Annotated in this window: 19 protein-coding genes; 6 read left to right on the top strand and 13 right to left on the bottom strand. The window is 65.0% G+C overall.

Going from position 1 to position 22363, the window contains the following annotated elements:
* Positions 1 to 76 precede the first annotated feature (76 nt).
* The 4 genes from xerD to JW958_07310 all read right to left on the bottom strand — a co-directional run bounded on the left by xerD (position 77) and on the right by JW958_07310 (position 6122).
* Complete coding sequence (xerD, locus tag JW958_07325; GenBank protein ID MBN1826060.1) at positions 77 to 988, bottom strand: site-specific tyrosine recombinase XerD; 912 nt, start codon at positions 986 to 988, stop codon at positions 77 to 79.
* Complete coding sequence (gene uvrC, locus JW958_07320) at positions 985 to 2787, bottom strand: excinuclease ABC subunit UvrC (protein MBN1826059.1); 1803 nt, start codon at positions 2785 to 2787, stop codon at positions 985 to 987. Before uvrC ends, xerD begins: the two co-directional genes overlap by 4 nt.
* A gap of 39 nt (positions 2788 to 2826) precedes the next feature.
* A complete protein-coding gene (murJ, locus tag JW958_07315) occupies positions 2827 to 4416 on the bottom strand; it encodes a murein biosynthesis integral membrane protein MurJ (GenBank protein MBN1826058.1) in 1590 nt (529 codons plus the stop codon).
* Positions 4417 to 4700: 284 nt separating this feature from the next.
* A complete protein-coding gene (locus tag JW958_07310) occupies positions 4701 to 6122 on the bottom strand; it encodes a lamin tail domain-containing protein (GenBank protein MBN1826057.1) in 1422 nt (473 codons plus the stop codon).
* Positions 6123 to 6544: 422 nt separating this feature from the next.
* Between JW958_07310 and JW958_07305 the strand changes: the two genes are divergently transcribed.
* A complete protein-coding gene (locus JW958_07305; GenBank protein ID MBN1826056.1) occupies positions 6545 to 7087 on the top strand; it encodes an outer membrane beta-barrel protein in 543 nt (180 codons plus the stop codon).
* A gap of 107 nt (positions 7088 to 7194) precedes the next feature.
* On the opposite strand, the gene JW958_07300 is transcribed toward JW958_07305, so the two are convergent.
* The 7 genes from JW958_07300 to JW958_07270 form a co-directional block, all read right to left on the bottom strand.
* Positions 7195 to 9690, bottom strand: a complete 2496-nt coding sequence (locus tag JW958_07300) for a serine hydrolase (protein ID MBN1826055.1) — start codon at positions 9688 to 9690, stop codon at positions 7195 to 7197.
* Between the two features lie 240 nt (positions 9691 to 9930).
* Positions 9931 to 10449, bottom strand: coding sequence for a flavodoxin domain-containing protein (locus JW958_07295; protein MBN1826054.1), 519 nt, complete (start codon positions 10447 to 10449; stop codon positions 9931 to 9933).
* Between the two features lie 223 nt (positions 10450 to 10672).
* On the bottom strand, positions 10673 to 10915 hold the full coding sequence (locus JW958_07290) for a hypothetical protein (GenBank protein MBN1826053.1): 243 nt from the start codon (positions 10913 to 10915) through the stop codon (positions 10673 to 10675).
* A gap of 120 nt (positions 10916 to 11035) precedes the next feature.
* Complete coding sequence (locus JW958_07285; protein MBN1826052.1) at positions 11036 to 11656, bottom strand: methylated-DNA--[protein]-cysteine S-methyltransferase; 621 nt, start codon at positions 11654 to 11656, stop codon at positions 11036 to 11038.
* Between the two features lie 90 nt (positions 11657 to 11746).
* Complete coding sequence (locus tag JW958_07280; protein MBN1826051.1) at positions 11747 to 13189, bottom strand: catalase; 1443 nt, start codon at positions 13187 to 13189, stop codon at positions 11747 to 11749.
* A gap of 70 nt (positions 13190 to 13259) precedes the next feature.
* Positions 13260 to 13718, bottom strand: a complete 459-nt coding sequence (locus JW958_07275; protein MBN1826050.1) for a transcriptional repressor — start codon at positions 13716 to 13718, stop codon at positions 13260 to 13262.
* A gap of 117 nt (positions 13719 to 13835) precedes the next feature.
* A complete protein-coding gene (locus JW958_07270; GenBank protein ID MBN1826049.1) occupies positions 13836 to 14651 on the bottom strand; it encodes a hypothetical protein in 816 nt (271 codons plus the stop codon).
* A 243-nt stretch (positions 14652 to 14894) separates the two neighbouring features.
* On the opposite strand from JW958_07270, the gene JW958_07265 reads away from it, so the two are divergent.
* The 5 genes from JW958_07265 (at position 14895) to JW958_07245 (ending at position 20838) form a co-directional block, all read left to right on the top strand.
* Complete coding sequence (locus JW958_07265) at positions 14895 to 15944, top strand: alcohol dehydrogenase catalytic domain-containing protein (GenBank protein MBN1826048.1); 1050 nt, start codon at positions 14895 to 14897, stop codon at positions 15942 to 15944.
* A 2-nt stretch (positions 15945 to 15946) separates the two neighbouring features.
* Positions 15947 to 16984, top strand: a complete 1038-nt coding sequence (locus JW958_07260; protein MBN1826047.1) for a zinc-binding dehydrogenase — start codon at positions 15947 to 15949, stop codon at positions 16982 to 16984.
* On the top strand, positions 16981 to 18720 hold the full coding sequence (locus tag JW958_07255) for an ABC transporter ATP-binding protein (GenBank protein ID MBN1826046.1): 1740 nt from the start codon (positions 16981 to 16983) through the stop codon (positions 18718 to 18720). The genes JW958_07260 and JW958_07255 overlap by 4 nt, the downstream gene beginning before the upstream one ends.
* Positions 18717 to 20531: an ABC transporter ATP-binding protein gene (locus JW958_07250; GenBank protein ID MBN1826045.1), complete on the top strand. Its 1815-nt coding sequence runs from the start codon at positions 18717 to 18719 to the stop codon at positions 20529 to 20531. Before JW958_07255 ends, JW958_07250 begins: the two co-directional genes overlap by 4 nt.
* A 118-nt stretch (positions 20532 to 20649) precedes the next feature.
* Positions 20650 to 20838, top strand: a complete 189-nt coding sequence (locus tag JW958_07245) for a 50S ribosomal protein L28 (protein MBN1826044.1) — start codon at positions 20650 to 20652, stop codon at positions 20836 to 20838.
* A gap of 87 nt (positions 20839 to 20925) precedes the next feature.
* On the opposite strand, the gene JW958_07240 is transcribed toward JW958_07245, so the two are convergent.
* Both JW958_07240 and JW958_07235 read right to left on the bottom strand, forming a co-directional pair.
* Positions 20926 to 21552 carry an outer membrane beta-barrel protein gene (locus tag JW958_07240; protein MBN1826043.1) on the bottom strand — a complete coding sequence of 209 codons (627 nt, stop codon included), beginning with the start codon at positions 21550 to 21552 and terminating at the stop codon, positions 20926 to 20928.
* Between the two features lie 199 nt (positions 21553 to 21751).
* Positions 21752 to 22270, bottom strand: a complete 519-nt coding sequence (locus tag JW958_07235; GenBank protein ID MBN1826042.1) for a class IV adenylate cyclase — start codon at positions 22268 to 22270, stop codon at positions 21752 to 21754.
* Positions 22271 to 22363: the final 93 nt, after the last annotated feature.

The following is a 22363-nucleotide window of genomic DNA, read 5'->3' as shown; positions in this document are numbered from 1 at the left end:
TGCGCATCTCCTTCGGCGACGCCCTATTGAAGCACAACGCCGCCGCGCCGTTCCACAAGAAAGCGCGGTGACCCAATCACCCGCGCGGGTGGAAGGTGCGGTGTACTTCCTTCAAATAGGATCGATCCACCGCGGTGTAGATCTGTGTCGTGGAGAGATCGCTGTGGCCGAGCATCTCCTGCACGTCGCGGAGGTTAGCGCCTCCCTCGAGGAGATGCGTCGCGAAGCTGTGCCGGAGCGTGTGCGGCGAGAGATGCGTGGTGATCCCCGCCTCCCGGGCGCGTCGTCGCAGGATTTTCCAGACGCCCATCCGGGAAAGAGGAGCGCCCCGCCAGTTCAGGAAGAGGGTCTCCCCCCGCCTCCCCTTGAGGAGACGGTCCCGGGCGTCGCGGCGATAACGCTCCACGAAGCGGAGGGCCCGCCCTCCCACCGGAACGATTCGCTCCTTTCCCCCCTTGCCGACCACCAGCGCGAAACCCTCCTTCGCGTGAAGCGACCGTGCCGGAAAGTCGGTCAGCTCGGAGACGCGCATCCCGGTGGCGTAGAGAAACTCGAACATCGCCCGGTCCCGGAGACCGAGGGGAATCGTCGGCTCGATGCGGTCGAGCAAACGGGCGACCTCGGCCACGGGGAGCGCGTGCGGTAGACGGAGGGGGAGTCGCGGCGAGAGGAGGCGCGCCGTCGGGTCGCGGTCGAGGATCCTTTCTCTCACCAGAAAACGGTGGAACATCCGGAGCGAGGAAGCGCGCCGCGCGAGTGTGCGCGCCCCCAGCCCCCGCGCGGCCTCCCCCTCGGCGAAGCGGGCCGGGTGAACGGGGAGAATCGCCTCAGGCCGCTGGATCCCCTCTTTCAGCAGGAAAGCCAGGTATCGCTCCAGGTCGCGCCGGTAGCTCTCGATGGTGTTCGCGGCGAGCCCCCTCTCCGTTTTCAGAAAGGCGAGAAACTCCCCCAGCACGAGTCGTAAAGGAGGAACGCCGCGACGGCTCATCGGACGCTCCCTCCGCCGAGACGATCGAGGATCCGTCTCGCCAGCACCGGGCCGATTCCGGGAACGGTCCGGATCCCCTCTTCCCCCGCGCGGAGAATCCCCTCGATCGACCGAAACCTCTCGAGAAGGCGCGCCTTGCGATCCGCGCCGAGACCGGGGACGGTATCGAGCGCCGATCGGGTCACCCCCTTTCCGCGCGTGCGGCGCTGATAAGTGATCGCAAAACGGTGCGCCTCGTCACGGATCCTCTGCAGCAGGTAGAGCGCGGGCCCCGCCTCGAGGCGCAACGGATCCCCCACTCCTTCCCGGAACACCTCCTCTTCCCTTTTGGCGAGTCCGACCAGGGTCACATCCGTCACGCCGAGGACGCGGACCGCGGAGAGAGCCGCCCCCAACTGCCCCTTCCCACCGTCCACCACCACCAGGTCGGGGAGGGGATCCCCGTCCGCGAGCATCCTCAGGAACCGCCGTCCCACGATCTCCCCTATGGACGCGAAGTCGTCGATTCCTTCCACGGTCCGGATGCGATAACGCCGGTAACGCCCCTTCTCGGGGAGACCGTCTCGAAAGGAGACCGACGATCCGACCAGATCTCGGTCCCCCAGGTTGGAGATGTCGAAGCACTCGATCCGCCTCGGCAGGACGGGAAGTTCGAGAACGCGCTGCAGCACCCGGAGCGCCTCGTAAGTGCGGTCCTTGCGCGCCAGCTTCCGGAGAAGCAGCGATTCCCGCTCGTGCTCCGCGTTCGCCCGGGCCAGATCGACCAGCCGCCGCTTCTCGCCGCGAAGAGGGGCGTGGATCCGGACCGACCGTCCCCTCTCCGCGGAGAGCCACGCCTCGATCGCCTCCCGGTCCTCCACTTCACGGTCGCAGAGGATTTCGTCCGGTGCGCCCGCGCCTCCGGCGTAGACCTGTTTCAGGAAGGACCCGAGGGGATCCTCCTCGGCCCCGCTCCGGATCGGAAACGCCTCCTTCCCGCTCATCTTCCCTTCCCGAATCCGCAGGAGCACCGCCACATCCTCCCCCTCTCCCGAGGAGAGGGCGATTACGTCGCGGTCGGCTCGATCCGTACTGGTGATCCTCTGCCGTTCCGTCACCCGCTCCACCGCGCGCGCCTGGTCCCTCAGGATCGCCGCGGCCTCGTACCGTTTCTCCGCGCCGGCCCTCTCCATCTCCGCGCGCAGATCCTTCACGAGTCGATCGTTTTTCCCTTTAAGAAGGAGGATGATCTTCTCCACCATCCGCCCGTACTCTTCCTCGCCGATTCGTCCCTCACAGGGACCGAGACACTTGCCGATCTGGAAGTCGAGGCAGAGCCGCACCCCCTTCCGGTCCGGATCGTGCCGGCAGGTGCGTACGGGAAAGATCCGATGCACCAGGCGAAGGACCCGGTGCATCGCTTTGGCGTCCGTATACGGCCCGAAGTAGAGCGCGCCGTCCGCCTCCACCCTCCTGGTCGCGAAGACCCGGGGAAAACGTTCCTGCACGGTGATCTTGATGAAGGGGTAGCGCTTATCGTCCTTGAGGCGGACGTTGTACCGGGGGCGGTGCTCCTTGATCAGGTTTTGCTCGAGGATGAGCGCTTCCGTCTCCGAGTCGACCAACACCGTCTCCACCGATTCGATGCGGGAGACGAGCGCCCGGAGGCGCGCCGACTCGTGGTGTCTCTGAAAATAGCTCCGCACACGCCGCCGCAGGCGGTTCGCCTTCCCCACGTAAATCACCCGCCCGCCGCCGTCCTTCATCAGATAGACGCCGGGGTGGTCCGGCAGGCGGTCGAGACCCTTCGGCTGCTTCATGGAAGCCTCCCTGACAGGGAGTGTAGAAAAGTGATCGCCCTACGACAAGGACCGCCGGAGGAGGAGAGCGCGCTTCAGGTCCCCCAACTCCCGCCGGCAGAGAAGGGTCGCGGCGGCGAAATAGACCACCCCACCCGCGGCGATGGCCCCGACCACGTGAAGAATCTGACCGGAGAGAGGACCGGGATCGGTGGGTTCCAGAAGAAGCGACACGACGTGGACCGTCCCCCCCATGACGATCGCGCAGAGAAACACCCGTAGCCAGGTGCCCAGAAGCCGTCCCTCGCGGATCGGCCCGTGACGCCGGACGAGAAGATACAACAGCAATAAAAAGTTCACCACTCCCGCAAGTGATGTGGCGAACGCCAATCCACCCACCGCCAGACTCCGGTAGAGGAGAAGGTCGAAGAGGATGTTGGTCCCCATGGCGATCGCCCCCACGATCACCGGTGTCCGCGTGTCCCTGAGCGAGAAGAACATCTGCGACACCCCTTTTACTCCACCATAGGCGAAGAGTCCCAGCGAGTAGAAAACCAGCGTCGTTGCCGTGATATCCAACGAACGCCCCGCGTCGAAGGCGCCCCGTACGAAGAGCAGGCGGACGATCGGCCGGCCGAGCACGATGAGCCCCACCGCCGAGGGGAGAAGCAGGAAAAAGAGCAGGCGGAGCGTGTACGCCAACGTCTGCTTCGCTTCATCGATTCCCTCCCGCGCCACCTGCGCGGACAACGTGGGGAGAGACGCCGAGGCGATGGCCGTCGCGAAAATCGCCAGCGGCAGGAGCATCACCCTGTTTCCCATCCTGAGGGCCGTCACCGAACCCTCCGCGAGCAGAGTGGCGAAGAAGGTGTCCACCATGATGTTGATCTGAACCACCGCGAGCCCCACGATCCCGGGGAGCATAAGCGCACCCACCGCGCTCAGTTCCGGGCTTCTCGGGTCGAAATGAAACCGAAAATGGAACCCCCGTCGCGGGAGGATGGGGAGCTGCGACAACAGCTGTCCGAGCGATCCGACAAGCACGCCTACGCAGAACAGATCGATTCGCAGAAATCCCCGGTCGGGGAGTCGCATGGCGATCAGGGCGAAAGTGATGATCCCGATGTTGAAGAAGACCGGCGAGAAGGCGGGAACCGTGAAATGGCGAAGTGCGTTCAGGATCCCCATCGTGAGCACGGCCGGTCCGATGAGAAGCAGATAGGGGAAAAGGATACGGGTCAACCGCACCGCCGCCGCCATTCTCTCCGGGTCTTCCCTCCACCCAGCAGCGTAGAGTCTGAGTATCCAGGGAGCGATCACTACTCCGGCTCCGACGCTGAGCAGTAAAAGCAACCCGAGTACGATCAACGCGTTGCTTCCGAAACGATTCGACTCTTCCTTTCCCTTCGCGATCCGATGTTGGGTAAAGATCGGCACGAACGCCGCGTTCATTACCCCCTCTCCAAAAAGGCGCCGGAAGAACGTGGGGACCGAAAAGGCGAGATTGAAAGCATCCGCGTACAGGGAGGTGCCGAAAAGAAAGGCGAAAATCACGTCCCGGATCAGGCCGAATACATGAGAGAGAGCCGTCCCCACTCCGATCTTTCCGGCCGACCGACCAATTTCCGCGTGCTCGTCCCGCGCCGCCATCTCTCTCCCGCTCCCTTTCTACTTTAGGATTCCCGCGGAATGCATCTCACGCCGCAGCTCAAGTTACACCGGCCGAGCCGGATAGAGAAGAAGGAAAGCGCGGGAGGAGGCGGGTCGCCTCACCGGGAAAAAAGGGGGAGTCAACCGAACGGGCACACGCCCACCTCGACGGAAACCCCCGGCGGCTCACGCCGCCCGAACATCTCTTCCCCGAAACCGGGGCCCGCGCCGTCGCGCGGGCCCCAACCCCGTTTTCAACCAAACCGCGCCGTTCGACCGGTTTCTTAATCGTGGAACAGGCGCTTGATCGCACCCCAGCTCTTTCCGGTCACCCAATTCGCGGTCGCTCCGTTGGACGCCTGAGGGCTGAAATTCCAATCGAACCCCTCCAACGAGGGCCGGGTCCAATCGCCATAGCCGTCCGGGAGCCGGATCAGTGATTCGCCGTGATTCGCTTCGGATCCATAAGTGTACTGATCGATCAGCTCGCCGTCCCGCCGCAACTCCACCGTATCGCCCGTGTTCGAAAGACCGTTCCCGATCCTGCCGTCGTCGGTAAACACCGGACCGACGAATCCGGTCGGTGCGCCGCCGCCGAAGAGCGTGATGAAACCGCCCGGCTCGACCACCGTGCCCTCCGGGAAGGCGAAGGCGGAGGCGGTCGCGTCGTCGTCGGAAAGTGTCCACCCCGAGAGATCCACGGACGCACCTCCGGCGTTGTACAGCTCGACGAACTCGTCTTCGTAAGCCTCGATCAGACCGTCGTTGTTGGCGTCCTGCTGCGGCGAGGCGAGGATCTCGTTGATGACCACCATCGGCAGGCCGTCCTCGACGGTATAGCCGTACAAGGTCACCGGCGCTCCTTCCGGCTCCCAAGTGGTCAACGTGTCCGTGTCGGTGGCGCACAGGTAATACTCCACCGCAGTTCCCACCGGCGCCGGCGGGATAAGTCCCTCATACCAGTTTCCACCCGTCTCGATCATGGAAACCATCTGATACACGCCGCCGTCCAGCCTGTAGTAAAGACCGACCACCAGAAGCCCCTCGTCATCGGTCACCTGCGCGCTCACCAGAACCGTGTCGGCGGACGAGGGGAAGGCGGGTTCGTGGCTCGTCGCGAAAAACTGCGGGTAGTTGGTGCTCGCTCCCCAAGGATCGTTCGGATCGCCCGGAGTCCCGTAGTCACCGTCCCCGTAGGTGGAGATCACGCACTCCTGCCAATTCGAACCGGTATTGTTGTTCGCTTCCGGATCGATACACTCCATCGAAGCGCCGGTCGGGTCCGGAAAGGTGTCCCCGTCGTCGTAGTATACCGAGTCGACGGTGACGCTCCCCGCACGCAGAACCACGCGATCCTCTCCGTTCCCCAACGTCATTCCGGAATATTGATAGTCGCAGTTATAGCCGCCGTTCACCGAGAAGTCGTCGTTCCGGCCGAGAACGAGAAAGCCGCCCGGCCCGATCACCAGCGCTCCTCCCCCGTCGATCACGTGCTCCTCGCTCTGCCCGTCGCCGATCGTCCAGCCGTCGATGTCGATCGCCGCGCCGGTCCGGTTGTACAGCTCGAGCCATTCGCCGTAGGTATCGCTCACCTCATTCGGATTCTGCATGATTTCGGTGATCACCACGTCACCCGGGTTCGCGCCCCACAGAGGCGCCGCCCAGGCGCAGACGAACAGCAGCAATACCATCCAAAACAAACGCATCGTGTTTTTCCTCCACTTTGTATCCGGTTCTTTCCCTCTTTTTGCGACTCGTTCGGTTCTTTCTCCGTCACGGCCCGATCGCGTTCCCCACACCACCCCCTTTCCCGAGCTGGCCACGAAGGCGCCTGACGCACGGTTCATGCCGTTTCACGGGATGCGGGTGAGATGAGGGAAAGCCCCGAAAAGAGGGGAGATGCCCGCCGGAGTGGAGGGAATCGATTACCAAGGACGACCACGGCGTGGTCGTTCATGCGTCGCGAGACGACCACGGTTTGGCCGGCGCCCCGGCCCGGCGCACCCCCCGCCTTTCTTTTTCCCTTCCGCGGACGCCCCCGAATGCCGATGATTGCGAGGTGGCGCCGGGAAACGGTTCGGCGCCACTCAGCGGGCACGGGCCCGCCTCAACGACAAGGGAGGAGTACATGAAGCGAAGGATGATTTTCCCGGTTCTGATGATTCTTGTGTTGGCGGGACCGGCGCTCGCCGGCTTAGGCATCGGCCCCCAGGTCGGCTACTACAAGGCTTCCGACGCCGACGAGGGAGAGTTCCTCTTCGGCGGCGCTCTCCGGCTGAAACCGATCCCCTTTCTCGGCGTCGAGGGATCGATCAATTACCGCCAAGAGAGCTACTACGACGACGCCCTTAAGGTGAAGAGCTGGCCGGTCATGGTGACCGGTCTCGTCTATCCCATTCCCTTCGTCTACGGCCTGGCGGGCGCGGGTTGGTACAACACCACCTTCGAATACGACAGCCAAGTATTCCCCGGCCTGGGCGACGAGGAGACGACCAGCGAGATGGGGTGGCACGTCGGCGCCGGCGTCGAACTCCCCCTCGGCACGGGGGCGCGCCTGGCGGGCGACGTCCGCTACGTGTTCCTGGATTACGAATTGGAGGGGACGTCCGAGCTCCAATCGGCGGATAGCAATTTCTACGTGATTACCGTGACGCTTTTCTTCGGCGGCTGACCGCCGTCCCCTATCGCGCTCGGGAAACGAACGGGCCGGGCGGTCCTGCCGTCCGGCCCCTCTTTTCGAAGAGACGCTTCCTTCCTCGAAAACCGATGTGCCTCTCCTCAGCGCGTCGGGGAACCGCCACCCCCCTTTTTCAATATTTTGAGCGCCTCCTCGATCGCGTCCAATCCGAGCGCCTCTTCCTTGGATGCTTCGGCGAGGCGAGCTTCCGCCCGGGCGCGTCTTTCGGCGCTCTTCCAATGAGCCGTCATTTCCGCGCGCTCCACCCCGGAATAAGGAAAGAGCGTGGCGATCTCGTTCCAACACTCGGAAACGTTTCGATATCGGGCTTCCGCTTCGCTCAGCGAGGCTGCACAGGCCTCGGGGAGTACCTGCCGGACCTCTTGGAGATAACCGACCGCGTTCCGCCGGCACACCGCCCATCCCGCGGCGGTGTACGCAATTCCGAACGCGTCTCCCTCCCCGGTCTCCATCGCCGTTCTCCAATGAACATATGCGCCGGGCCCCATATCGAATCCCCTGTAACAGTACTCCTCCGGCTTACGGTTCAGTTCGAGGGCATAGGCGAGGGCCGCTTCGGCTACGCGCCCCGCCGGCTCGGCCGCCCCGCGGCGAACGGTGTGCATCTCGAACCAGCCGGGATCGCTTCCGGCGACCTCGTCCCGGCACCGCGGCCCGTATCCGGTTCGACAATCCACGCCCTTATAGTAATAGCCCCGTCCATCGACGCCGTAGACCACGTACGATTCGGGAAGGTTCATGTGAAAACCGTAGGCGGGCGTCCCGTTCTCGATCGCTGTCCGAACCGAGTCCCACGCAGCGGCGCGGATCGCGTCGAAGGAGGGCTGGGAAACATGGGAGGCATAAGTGGCCACCTCGAGACCGGCGGCGCGAAGAATCTCCTCAAAACGCCTCTTGTCCCAAAGACCGAGACAATTCGACGGGATCGACGGCGCCGCGTTCAAGAGAAAGGCGTACCCCGTCGTTCCATAAAGCCGGGATTCGGAAAAATCGAAGCCCAGATAATCCGCGCATCCCCATAAGGCGCCCAAATCGGTGAAGAACGTTTCCCTCCACTCCAATCCATGCAAACCGACGTAATCCGGCGCCACGGCCGGATCGGGAGGATCATACTTGATCGCCGAATCCTTGATGGGTGCAAGAATATAGCGCCGCAAGATCTCGTGTTGATCCACCGATGGGGTGAAATAATTACCGCCGGTCATGGCGACCACCAGATCCAGGTCGGGAAATCCGAAGATCGCCTGCCCTCCGAAACCGCCGCCGCTGAAGAAAAGGACGGGCGAACCGTCGACGAAGAGAACGCTTCTCCCCCAGTGATTCCAGTACTCCGAACTCGGACACTCCCGACCCGGTCCCCCGCAGCGGTCGAACCAAGAAGCGGGCGCGATCCGGCGCCCCTCCCACAGGCCTCGGTTCAGATACAGCCGGGGGACCTTCACGAAATCCCTCGGACGGAGAAGCACTCCCCCTGCGGTTCCATCCGCGGCATACTCGTATAAGTATCTTTGAAAACCGAGAGGCCGAAAGAGGTGCTCCTCCGCGTACGCCCAAACGTGCATCCCCGTCGCCTTGCGCAGGATCTCACCCAACAACACCGGCAGGCCGCTGTTGTATACGAAACGGGTCCCGGGCGGATCGGCCAGAGGCAGGCCGAGCAGGAAGGCGACGCGGTCGGGGCATTGCTGCATGCGGCGGTTCGTGTTGCGGTCGTCATAATAGGAATAGGAAAGCTCGTCCCACTCGAAACCGGCCGTCATCGCCAGTAGATGCTCGATCGTCATTTCCCTCTTCCCCTCTTCGTCGAACAGGGAAGCGTGTTCGGGAAAAAACTCCGCTACGTGTTGATGGAGTCCGGTCATCTCTCCGCGGTCGAGGGCGACGGCGATGGAGGTCGCGATCAGCCCTTTCGCGTTCGAGTAAATCGGATGGGGCTTGGCGGCGTCATAGCCGTAGAAGTACTCCTCGAACACCAGCCGCCCGCCGCGTACGACGAGAATGGAATGCAGGTTTGGATAGGCACCGGCCAGGACGCGTTCGACGAGTCGCTCGAGCCGCTCCTCATCGAGCCCCTCCTCCGAGGCGTCCCCCACCACCCAATCGCCCGGAACCGCCTCCGGAACCCGATAGGTGTAGCGGAGAACGGGCCGCCCTTCCCCGTCCAGCCGCGGCGTCCTGTACGGGAGAACCGCTTCCGGATCCCGGCGAATTCGTTCAAGCGTCATCGGAAGCGGATCGCCTTCCACGCGAAACGAACCCTCGATTCTGTCCGGCGCGATCCACCTCCCGGAGAAAGACGAGGGGAACATCCCCACCGCCATGTCCACCCGATCCCCCACCAGCCGGACTTCCGGGACGGGCACATCTTTGATCCCATAGAGGGGGCTGTCGTAGTATGCGCGAAGGCCGCTTTCTCCCTCCCGGTAGACTCGCCAATAGAGATCGATTTCCACGTCCCTCGCGAGGATGATTCCTCTCCAGATTCCCGTTACGTCCTTTTCCGTAGCCGGATCCGCCCCGGCCCGCGGCGGCGGGACGAGAGCCAGAAGAATGAGAACGGAAACGAAGCGTCTCATGTTCTTTTCCCTCGGATGCGTGATTCGTTCCCTTCGATCCGGAAACGCTCTCATCGACCCATAAACGCGGGAGAGGATCTTCCTCTTGAAGAGGATCGTTAAAAGGACGCCTACCGCGTGCGTCGCGCTGTCCGCCGGGTCATCGGTCCGCCCGAACAAGGGGACACCGAGGCGCCGGCGGAACTCCGTGACCGCCCTCAGGCCGAACACCGCCGCGCCTCGCGCGGCGGGTGAGCCCGGTCAAGACCGATTCCGAAGAAGCGCCTCCGCGATCCTCCCGGCCCAACGGTCGACGGCGGCCCAATCCCGGAAATCACCCACGGGCGCCTTCACATTCCGCACGATCCACCTCTCGAACCGCCCCAGTTTCTTCACGTCGATCGCGCCGAGGAAAACGGTGATCTCCCGCGGTCCGATCCCGTCGAGAAGGGGCCGCAGCTTCTCGGGGAAGAGCCGCCCCTTCACAAGCTCCTTCGGATCCCCCTCCCCGGTCGGTCCGCTGGAGAACACCCAGACGGGGCGTCCGGCGAGCGCCGCCGCGTTCTCCTTGAGGAATGCCGCCCCTTCTTTCCTCCAACGCCCCATGTACACCGATGCGCCGAGCACCACCGCGTCGTATCCGGCCGGGTCGGCCGCGCGCACCGCGGAAAACAGATCGACCGGTAGACCCGCCTCGCGCAGCACTCCGGCGATGCGCTCGGCGATTTCCTCGGTCGCCCCGTGCTTCGTGGCGTAGACGATCAAAACGCGTTTCGCCATGTTCCTCCCCTCGGGGCTCACGTCCTTTCGACCCAAGCGCGGAGGACGAAGTACATAGACGCGAAAGCCAAGGATGCCATGATCGCCGCGACGACAATCATGTTTCGCATACGAATTGGTTTTATTTTAGTATGAACTACCGCGCTCACGGCGCAGATCGACGCGAATCAAAGGACCGCGGCGACGAGGGGCATCCGTATGCTCTCCATGTTTCCTCCCTCCCCTACTCCGGCCCCGTGTCCGGTTTGACGACCAATCCTTTCCGAAAGTAATGCGCCCGGATCCAGTTCCGGTTCATGTACACGTGCAGCACGGCGACGACGGCCAGGGCGATACCGCCCCCCTCGTGAAGCGTCTCGAACGCTTCGGAGGGGAGTCCGCCCCGCGAAAGCCCCGTCAGAAGCTGATTGAGCAGAAGAAGCCCTAGAATCGGATTGAGGATCTTCAGAACGGCGTTCTTTCTCATCGATCGTACCTCGGAGTTTGTGGTCACCCGGGAGTGGGGGCCGGCTCGATTCATCGCGCGCACCCCCATTCCCCGTCCCGCGTTTCCCGCGCCCGCACTCTTTTCCGCGCGCGGGATCCCCTATGGGTTCCCGGTTCTCTTCCCGGCGTTTCCATGCGGACCGTTCGACGCACCGCTCCCGGTGTAGAAGAGCCGGGGGCGGATCACCCGTCCCTCCGGTGAAACCGCCACCCCCTCCATCTCCAGGAGGGCGCGCTTCATCTCCACGCCGCCCTGGAAACCGCCGAGCCCGCCGTCCCCCCGAACGGCGCGGTGGCAGGGGACCACGACCGGAAAGGGATTGGTCGCCAGAGCCCGCCCGACGGCCCGGGCGGCGCGGGGCGCGCCGATGCGCGCCGCGATCCCTCCGTAGGACGCCACCCATCCCCTCGGGATCGCGTGCTCCGCCTCCAACACCCTCCTTTGAAACGCACCGCACGATTCCAAATCGACTCGGGAGAGGGCGAAGCGGATCGGCGCTCCACCGATGGCCGCCTCGATCTCCCGCGCGAGCGCGTCCACGACCGGATCGTCGCCCGCCCGCGCCCCCGGAAAGAGGGCTTCGATTCCGGCCGGTCCCAACCCGCTCGGAAGAAGGATCCTTCGGACGGCCGGACGGCGCGCGCACTCGATCCAGAGAATCGCGAATTCTCCGAATCGCGAGGATCGGGTCAGGTAATGCAGGGGAGTGGATGGCGTGATGGCGGCCTCCTTACGGGAAAGAGGGACGGCCGCTCGGTGCCGGCGCGATCCGGCGGCCGTCCCCAGTCGCCTCGACGGCGAACCGCGAACCTACTTTTTCTTCATCGCCGCCCGAACGCCTTTCGCGTAGGCCGGATCGGCTTTCGCGAAGTGCCCGAGCTGGCGCTCCACGATCTCTTCCGGCACGCAGCACATCGCCCCGGCGATCGCGGCGTGGAGACGCTTCTTCTGGTCCTCGGGAAGAAGCCGGTAGAGATTACCCGCCTGGGTGTAATCGTCGTTCCCCTCCCGGTGGTCGTAACGGTCCGCGTCGCCGGAGATCCGGAGCGGCGGCTCCTTGAAACGGTGGTCCTCCACCGGCCCGCCGAAGCTGTTCGGTTCATAGGGAACCGAACCGCCGCCGTTGCCGTCGAAGCGCATCTTGCCGTCCCGGTGATAGGTGTTCGTTTCCACGCGCGGCTTGTTGACCGGCAGGCTGTCGTAGTTCACGCCCAAACGATACCGGTGCGCGTCGGCGTAGGAGACGACGCGGAACTGAAGCATCTTGTCCGGGCTGTGCCCGATGCCGGGAACCACGTTCCCCGGAGAGAAAGCGGACTGCTCCACGTCGGCGAAGTAGTTCTCGGGGTTCCTGTTCAGCTCCATCACGCCCACCTCGATCAGCGGGTAATCGCCGTGGGGCCAAACCTTCGTCAGGTCGAAGGGATTGTAGGGAGTCTTCTCCGCGTCCATCTCCGGCATCACCTGAACCATGAGGCGCCATTTCGGGAATTCCTTCTTCTCGATCGCCTCGAAGAGGTCCCGTTGATGGCTCTCCCGGTCCTCGCCGACGATGCGCGCCGCTTCTTCGCCGGTCAGGGTCTGGATCCCCTGCAACGTCTTGAAATGAAACTTGACCCAGAACCGCTCCCCCCCGGCGTTGATGAGGCTGTAGGTGTGGCTCCCGTAGCCGTTCATGTGGCGGTAACTCTTCGGCAGGCCGCGGTCGGAAAAGAGGATCGTCACCTGGTGGAGGCTCTCCGGGGAGAGGGACCAGAAGTCCCACATGGCGGTCGCGCTCCGCAAATTGGTTTTGGGATCTCTCTTTTGGGTACGAATGAAATCGGGAAACTTGTAAGGGTCGCGGACGAAGAAGACCGGCGTGTTGTTCCCCACCAGGTCCCAGTTCCCCTCGTCGGTGTAGAACTTCATGGCGAAGCCCCGGACGTCCCGCTCGGCGTCGGCGGCGCCCCGCTCTCCGGCGACGGTGGAGAAGCGAACGAAGCACTCCGTCTTCTTCCCGATCTCGGAGAAGAGCGAGGCCTTGGTGAATTTCGTGATGTCGCCGGTGACGGTGAAGGTGCCGTACGCGCCCGAGCCCTTCGCGTGCACCACCCGCTCGGGGATCCGTTCCCGATTGAAGTGGGCGTGCTTCTCGAAGAGCTGCCAGTCCTGAACCAGAAGCGGCCCGCGCGGTCCGGCGGTCAGCGAGTTCTGGTTGTCTCCGACGGGGATCCCCGCCGAGGTGGTGAGTTGCTTCTTTTTTTTCTTCATGGCCCTTCCTTTCGTGAGACGAAACCTCGTTTTTCGCCCCTGCCGGGGGATCGGAGTCCAATCGAAAGCTCTATCCCGGCGATGCGCCCTTTCTCGCGCACTCCGCGCAGACGCCCCGGAACTGGACGAGGTGGTCGTTCACCTCGAATCCCAGACGTCGCGCCTCGGGCGGCGCCTTCAATTCATCGAAGGCGCTCTCCTCGAAATCGATCAGCTTGTCGCATCGCAGGCAGACCAAATGATGGTGTGGTTGTCGGTTGGGATCGTATCGCGCGGCGCTACCCGGATGACAGACTTTCTTGACGAGACCGAAGCGGACGAGCAGTTCCAGCACGCGGTAGACGGTCATCCTGGACATGCCGGGAAGACTCACCCGCACATCCTCATAGACCCTGTCGGCGGTGGGATGATCGTTTCTGAGGAGCAGCGACTCGTACGTCTTTTGTCGCTGAACCGTGAAGGGGATTCCCTCCCGCCGGCATCGCTCTTGGAACTCGCGGACTCTCTCTCTTCGATCTTGCTCTTTCATGGCGCTTGTGAACTTATATCAACTAGGCGCGCCTGTCAATCCATGACCCGCCCTTGCCATTGTCTGCTTCAAACGCCTTATAAAATAACGAGTTGACCAAATACGCCGTCCTACGTCTTACCCCTGCCCGTGGAGCTTGAAGTAGGAATAGGAAATATCTTCGTCCCCCCCCGTGAACCGGTAGTGGAAACCGATGGAGGAGGTGCCGAAGTTGAACTCCAGGCCGAGGCCGCGGTTGCGGTCGGTGTCGGACCAGCCTCGGAGGATGAGGGAGGACCAGGGGCGGTACTCGGCCCCGAAAAGTGGACGCGTTTCCTCCATGAAATCGTCGCCCGCGAAGTGGCGCGCCTGGGTGTAAAGGGCGAGACGTTCCTTGGAAAGGTCGAGGCGGACCGCCCCCTCCCAGATCCTTCCCGGCTTTCGGGTCCCCAACTCCTCGCGGGTCAGGCCGCGGCCGTTCGCGGCGATCTCCAGCGATCCGACCGGCCTCCAAGCCGCGCCGGCGTCCCAGTGCCCGTAGCCGTCCAGATCCCCCTCGGCGGAGCCGATGCGGGTATAGGCGACGCCGGCGGCGAGTTTCCGCGAGAGAGGACGCGCGAAGGCGAAGGTGTAACGGCGATAGCCCTCCCCTTCAAACGGCTCGAGAGTCTCGACGGCGAAGCCGACCCATTTGGAGCGGACGCAGAACACCCCCTCCTCATCCTCACCCCCCTCCCGGGCGGTGCGCCCGTAGGAGAGTTCCGGGTGATCGAAGACCGCCAGGTCCGCCGGAGAGGTGAGGATCGCCGAAGCGGTCCGATTCCCCGCCCAGGGGACGGGATCGTAATGCTGCGCCACGCCGAGGAGGGCGTCCTCGAGCCTCTCTCCTACCGCGGCGGCGGGGAGAAGGAGCGCGACGAGGAGGAGAAGCGCCATAGAAACGTGAAGCTTCATGGTCGAATCACCTGATCGGATCCTCTCGGCACCGGATACCTCCTTGTTGCTCGGAGAGGATCCGGCACCGATCCCGCTCTCTTCCGGGCGCTCGAAGAGAATGCGGTACCGACACGTTCTCCGCGCCATTCACACGACGAGAACCTGGCGCCCCGAGGCCCGCATACTGTACCCTATCCGATCGAACAGGAGGAGTCACCGCCTTTCCGGACCGCCGAGTCCGGGCCGAGGAGGAACGAGAAGATGCCGAGGAAGATGCGGGCCGCCGCGCTGGACGGAAAAGGGGGGCTCCGGATCGTGTCCGTCCCCCCGCCCCGCACACCGGCCGGCGGTGCGCTCGTCCGCGTGACCGCCGTCGGCATCTGCGGCTCGGACCTCCACAAGTTCCGCGTCCTCCCCGCGGGGACCATCCTCGGACACGAGATCGCCGGCGTGGTGGAACGGACCGGCCGAGACGCCCCCCGCTTCCGAGTCGGCGACCGGATCGTCGCGGCGCACCACGTCCCCTGCGGGCTTTGCGTCTACTGCCGCGGCGGCAACGAATCGCAGTGCGCCCTCTTCCGCTCGACGAACATCGTTCCCGGCGGATGGGCGGAGTACGCCGCGCTCTCGCGCCTCCACCTCGAGAAAGTCGCCTTCCGCGTTCCGGCCTCCCTCTCCGACGCCGAGGCGAGCCTCACGGAACCTCTCGCCTGCTGCGTCCGCGCCGTCCGCCGCTCCGGCCTCCGGCGCGGTGAGACCGCCGTCGTCGCCGGTCTCGGCGCCGTGGGGGGGACCATCGCCCATCTCCTCCGTCGCCGCGGCGTCCGCGTCCTCGCCCGCGATCCCCTACCGGAGAAGCTCCTCTTCGCCCGCCGTTTCGCCGGCGCGCTCCCTCTCCCGCCGGACGAAGATGAGGCGGTCCGCGCCGTGATCCGGCGCACCGCGGGACGCGGCGCCGACCAGGTCCTCCTCGCCGCCGGGGTCCCCTCCGCCTTCGCCTTCGCCCTCCGCACCGTCCGTCGCGGCGGATCGATTCACTGGTTCGCCGCCCCCGACGAGGGGACCACCGTTGCCTTCGACCCCAATCTCGTTTATAAACGGGAGGTGCGGGTCTTCTCGACCTACTCGTCCTCACCGGCGGACCTCCGCGAGGCGTTCCGCCTGATCCGCGGCGGCGCTTTCCCCGCCGCGCGGCTCATCAGCCACCGGCTTCCCCTCGACCGGATCGAAGAAGGGATCCGCCTGATCCGCCGCGGCGAGGCGCGCAAGATCGTAATCGAACCGGGCGCGGCGCCCGCGCCGGAGGCTTAGCCTTGCAGAGGAAAATGAAGGTCGCCCTCTTCTACGGCGCGCGGGACGTCCGCGTCGAGGAGATCCCCGTTCCCAAGCCGGGCCCCGGCGAGGCGCTGGTCCGCATCCACACCGCACTCACCTGCGCCACAGATCTGAAGACCTTCATCCGCGGCGGCCACAAGATGATTCCCTCCCTCCCCTCCCCGTTCGGGCACGAGTTCGCCGGAACGATCGAGCGGCTGGGCAAAGGGGTGACCGGCTTCGAGGAAGGAACCCGTGTCGCCTGCGCCAACTCCGCCCCGTGCAACCAGTGCTCCTTCTGCCGGATCGGGCGGCACAACCTGTGCGAGAACCTCCGCTTTCTGAACGGCGCCTACGCCGAATTCATCCTCATTCCCGAAGCGATCGTGAAGCAGAACCTCTATCCGATTCCGGCGGGGATCCCCTACGAGAGGATGGCCCTCCTGGAGCCGCTCGCCTGCGTCGTCCACGGCGTGCAACGCACCGGAATCAAGATGCATCACACCGTGGCGGTCGTCGGCGCCGGTCCGATCGGCCTCCTCTTCATCCGTCTCATCAAGCTGAAGGGGGCGGAGGTGATCGTCCTCGGCCGCTCCCCGTGGAAACTCGAGGCGGCGCGAAGAATGGGCGCCGACCACGTGCTGAGCGTCCCGGACCTCGACGATCCGGAGGAGGCTGTGCGGGAGCTGAGCGACGGCCGCGGCGTGGACGTGGTGATCGAAGCGGTGGGCATCCCCGAGATCTGGGAGCGCACGTTGAACATCACGCGGCGCGGCGGCAAGGTGAACCTCTTCGGCGGCTGCGAGAAGGGAACCGCGGTCCGCCTCGACACGCACCAACTCCACTACGAGGAGAAGCGGATCCTGAGCGTCTTCCACCACACGCCGCGCTTCGTCGCCATGGCGTACGACCTCCTCGTCCGGGGGGAGGTGGACGAGCGGGTGCTGATCACCGACCGGCTCCCCCTCGGCCGACTCGCCGAGGCTTTCGAGCGGATGGAGAACCGGAAGGCCCTCAAGATCGCGATTGAGCCGTGAAGGACCTACGCCGACTGGGCCCCTACCTCCGGCGCTACCGCGCCGCCTACGGCTGGGGAATCCTCTTCGTCCTGCTGACCAACGCCTTCACCCTCGTCGCCCCCCTGATTTTACGCCGCGCCGTGGACGACCTGCGCGCCGGCCTGCTCGCGCATCCCCTCGCCGTTTATGCGGGGGCGCTCCTCGCCGTCGCCCTCCTGCAGGCGATTTTCCGTTTCCTGATGCGGCGGATCATGATCGGCGCCTCCCGGGAGATCGAGTACGACCTCCGGAACGACCTGTTCGCTCACCTGCAACGTCTCTCCCCCGCCTTCTACGACAGGACCGGCACGGGGGACATCATCGCCCGCGCCACCAACGACCTGAACGCGGTCCGCATGTTCCTCGGCCCGGCGATCATGTATCTGGCGAACACCTTCTTCACGTTCGCCATCGGCCTCGCGCTGATGATCTGGATCGACGCGCGCCTCACTCTCTTCGCGCTCATCCCCTTCCCGATCCTCTCGATACTGGTGAACCGGATCGGCGGGGCGATGCATACCCGCTTCGAGAGGATCCAGGAGCAGGTCTCCACGATGACCGGACGGGTGCAGGAGAACCTGACCGGCATCCGGGTCGTCCAATCCTTCGTGCGTGAAAAGGATGAAATTGAACGTTTCCGCGAAATCAACCGGGAGCTGGTGCGGCGCAACATCGACCTGGTGAAGGTGTGGGGGCTCTTCTTCCCGATCATGAGCCTGCTGACCGGCGCGGCGCTGCTCATCGTGCTCTGGGCGGGCGGGCTCCGGGTGGTGCGCGGCGATCTCACCCTCGGCGGTTTCGTCGCCTTCACCAGTTACCTGGCGATGCTCACCTGGCCGGCGATCGCCCTCGGCTGGGTGCTCAACCTGGTCCAGCGCGGCGCGGCGTCGATGGGGCGGATCGGCGGGATCCTGGACGAGCGGCCGGTGATCGTGAGCCCGCCGGACGGCGACGCCGAGCCGGTGCGGGGCGCCCTTCGCTTCGAAGGGGTCGGCTTCGCCTACGACGGCGGCGATCCGATCCTCCGCGGCCTCGACCTCGCCGTCGACGAGGGGACCACCCTCGCCGTGGTGGGGCCCATCGGCAGCGGCAAGAGCAGCCTAGTCCGCCTCATCCCGCGGCTCCACGATCCGACGGAGGGGCGCGTCCTCGTCGACGGCGTCCCCCTCCCCGAGCGCGACCTAGCCATTCTCCGCGCCGCCGTCGGCTTCGTCCCCCAGGAGACGGAGCTTTTCTCCCTCACCATCGAGGAGAACATCCGCTTCGGCGCGCCCGCCCTCTCGCCGGCGGATCTCCGCCGGGTCTGCCGCCTCGCCCGGATCGACGAGGAGATCGAGGCGTTCCCCGACGGCTTCGGCACGCGTGTCGGCGAGCGGGGGGTCCGCCTTTCGGGCGGGCAGAAGCAGAGGATCGCCCTCGCCCGAGCCCTCGCCCGCGACCCGCGCATCCTGGTGCTCGACGACGCCCTCGCCGGCGTGGACCTGCGGACGGAGGAGGCGATTCTCTCCGGGCTGCGCGAGTTCCGCCGGGGACGGACCACGGTGGTGGTTTCCCACCGAATCAGCGCGGTGCGCGACGCGGACCGGATCGTGGTGCTCGAAGGGGGCCGGATCGTCGAGGAGGGGACCCACGCCGAGTTGGTCGCCGGCGGCGGCCTCTACGCGCGGATCGAGGGCCGGCAGAGGCTCCGGCGGGAACTGGAGGAGTGGGAATGAGCCACGGTCCACTCGTCGTCCCGGACGAGGACGTTCTGCAGAAGGGGCTCGACGCGGCTCTTTTCCGGCGGCTCCTCGTCTACCTGCGCCCCTACCGTGGGCGGACGGCCCTCGCCGTCTTACTCCTCATCCTCCTCTCCGCTCTCGCGCTGGTCGGCCCCTGGATCACCAAGATCGCCATCGACCGGGCGATCGTCGCCGAGAACATCGCCCTCCAGGAGCGGGCGCGGACCCTCGCGCGAATGGGCGTCCTCTTTCTGATCGTGCTGGTGCTGGAGTTCACCATCCGGTACGTGCAGGTCTACATCACCCAGGTCGTGGGACAGCGGGTGATGGTGGACCTCCGGATGGAGATCTTCTCCCACCTCCAAAAGATGCCCCTATCCTATTTCCAGAAGAACCCGACGGGGCGGTTGATCACGCGGGTCACCTCCGACGTGGACGTGCTGAACGAGCTCTTCACGTCCGGAGTGGTGCAGATCTTCGGCGACGTCTTTCTTCTCGCCGGCATCGTCGCCGCCATGCTCGTCCTGAACGCCCCTCTGGCGCTCACCGTCTTCTCCGTGGCGCCCCTCCTTTTCGCAGCCTCCTTCCTTTTCCGCAAGAAGGTCCGCCGCGCCTTCCGGGACGTGCGCGCCCGGGTGGCCCGGGTGAACGCATGGCTGCAGGAGTGTCTCGTCGGGATGCGGGTCATTCAGCTCTTTAACGCCGAGGAGCGAACCTTCCGCGTCTTCGACGAGCGAAACGCGGAACTGCGGGACTCTCACGTGCGCACCGTGCTCTACCACTCCATCTTCTTCCCCGTGGTGGAGGTGATCGGCGCGCTGGCGGTGGCGCTCCTGGTTTGGCGGGGCGGCGGAGCGGTTCTCTCCGGCGCGCTCACCTTCGGCGTTCTCGCCGCCTTCCTGCAGTATACGGGGCAGTTCTTCCGCCCCATCCGCGACCTCTCGGAAAAGTACAACATCCTCCAGTCCGCCATGGCTTCCTCGGAGAGGATCTTCCTTCTCCTCGACACGCCCCCCGCCATCGCGGCGCCGGAGGCGCCGGCGCGGCCCGGGCCGCTCGAGGAGGCGATTCGCTTCGAGAACGTTTCCTTCGCCTACCGCCCCGGCGAACCGGTCCTCCGGGAGGTGTCGCTCACGGTGCGCAAGGGGGAGCGCGTGGCGCTCGTCGGCGCCACCGGGTCGGGGAAGAGCACCCTCGTCTCCCTACTGGAGCGGTTTTGGGATCCGGAAGATGGAAGGATCACGCTGGACGGCGTCGATCTCCGCGACATGGATCCGCGGGACCTCCGCCGCCGGATCGGCACGGTTCTTCAGGACGTCACCCTTTTCAGCGGAACGGTGGAGGGGAACATCCGTCTCGGCGACGAGAGCATCCCGCCAGACCGGATCACCGAGGCGACTCGGATCGCCAACGCGGACCGTTTCATCGAGCGCCTACCGGAAGGGTACGATCATGCGCTGCGCGAGCGGGGATCGGGGCTCTCGGCGGGGGAGCGGCAGCTGCTCGCCTTCTCCCGCGCCCTCGCCGTGGATCCGGAGATTTTCGTGCTCGACGAGGCGACCGCCAATATCGACAGCGAGACCGAGGCGCTCATCCAAGAGGCGCTCGAGAGGATCCTCCGGGGCCGGACGGCGCTGATCATCGCGCACCGCCTCTCCACCATCCGCCGCGTCGACCGGATCGTCGTCCTCCACCACGGCCGTGTGCGCGAAGAGGGAACCCACGAGGAACTAATTCGCAACGGCGGTATTTACAAGAAGTTACACGACCTGGAATACCGCGGTCCCGCCCCGGAAACCGGCTGATCCGAGAGGGGAAAAATCGCTTGCCCCCGGCGAGCCCGCTGTGATTTACTTGTGAGTCTGTAGTCGGACAGGCAAAGATCGGCGCCCCGGAAGGGCGTTTTCTTCGGGAGACAAGATCATGAGCCGTGAATGTGAAATCTGTGGAAAGGGCGTTCAGTTCGGCCACAACGTGAGCCACGCTCACAACGTGACCGCCCGCCGTTTTCTTCCCAACCTGAAGCGGGTGCGCGTCGTCGAGAACGGCGTGGTCCGCCGACGGATGGTCTGCACCCGTTGCATCCGCTCGGGGAAGATCCAAAAGGCGTAACGCGCGTCGCGTGTGAAAAGAAGAAGGCCCGGGACGATTCGTCCGCCCCGGGCCGTTTGTCGTTTTTCCGTTGTAGGCTCCGCCTCTCTACCGCCGGACCGGGAAAATCGTGATTCCCAGGCTGACGCCCATGTTGTCGGCGTCGGCGTCCTCGATCCCCTCGTCGTTCTTCCGGTGCTCGTAAAAGCCGGCGATGTTGATCGACGCGGAGTCGCCGACCAACACGCGGATTCCTCCCTCCACCCGGGGAAGGATGTAGATCTTCTCGTAATCCCCCTCGTCCTCGTAGCCGGTGGTCGTGTTCTCGAACTTGCTGTCCAGGCTGAGGAATCCCGCTCCGCCGCCGACGAAGGGGACGATCGCCCCCGATGAGGGGAAGTTGAGAATGAGCTGACCCATCAGCCCGATGCGGGAGTCGGTGTCCTTCGTCTCCTGATTCGGCCCCGTCCATTCGACGGAAGAATGCTCGTAAATGACTCCGCCGGCGACCTCGACCATGCTCGTCAGGAAATAGCCCAAGTCGCAGTTAAGGGAGGCTACGTTGGCGGTCTGTTCCACGTCGTTCCCGCCGTCGAACGTGTGATGGACGAAACTGCCGCGGGCGCGGAGTTCCACCGTGCCTCCGTTCAGGGACGAGGCGGCGACGGTTACGCTCGTGGCGAGCAGCGCCGCGAGCAGGATCGGGACGATCCGGGGGGTGCGGTTGCTGAGCATCCTTCTCCTCCTTAACGGTTCGTTCCGGCCGCGATGAACACCGCGGCCGCACCTTTTCTCCCAGGGAGGGCGCCCGATCCGGCGAAGGACCGGCCTGCGCCCACGAGACTTTTATCGACTTTCCCGAGAATTACTTGAGTTGGCCACCGGGCGGAAGGCGCCGGACGGATGCGGTGTGCCGACGCGCCCCGCGCCGTTCTCAGGCAGGTGGAGGGCGAAGTCGGTCGATGTATGCGCCCTCCACGAGATCCTCCGGCGCGATCCGGAGGCGTTCCATCAACTCCCGAGCGGTCGCCTCCCCCTCGCTCTCGTCCTCCCCGGGACCGAGGACCACTTCCAGCTCGATGAAGTCCCCCAGCCCCTCGACAGAGTCGAAATGGATCCTCGTCCTGCCGGCGAGGAAGAGCGTACGCACCTTGCGGACGACGCCGACCGCACCGAACGCCCGTGCGAGCGTCTCCCGCAGAGGGTCCGCCCTCTCCACGGGTGCGATCGTATATTCGGAAGTCTTGGGACCCGAGGCGTCGGGACGCTCGTAGTAGATCAGTTCCCCCCTCCCGTCGGGGAAACGGCGTAGCTTGAGACGGCCCTCGGGACAGGCGAAGAAGACATCCTCCTGGTGGATCGTCTCGGGGCCGGCGTCGGCGAAACGCTCGGCCAGGCGGATCTGCCCCTCCAGGTCGGCCGCCCGGGCCTTGATCTCCACGTTTCGGGGCATGCAACTCCTTTACAAACCTGGTGTTTCGCTCTTCCCCATCCTCTCCGCCCCAGCCCATCATACCCTTTCACTCCCGCTCATTCCCCCTTTTCC

It is taken from the genome of Candidatus Eisenbacteria bacterium, assembly GCA_016930695.1.
Classification (GTDB): domain Bacteria; phylum Orphanbacterota; class Orphanbacteria; order Orphanbacterales; family Orphanbacteraceae; genus JAFGGD01.
The sequence above is the reverse complement of the archived record's forward strand: the minus strand, read 5'-3'. Positions and strand labels throughout refer to the sequence as shown.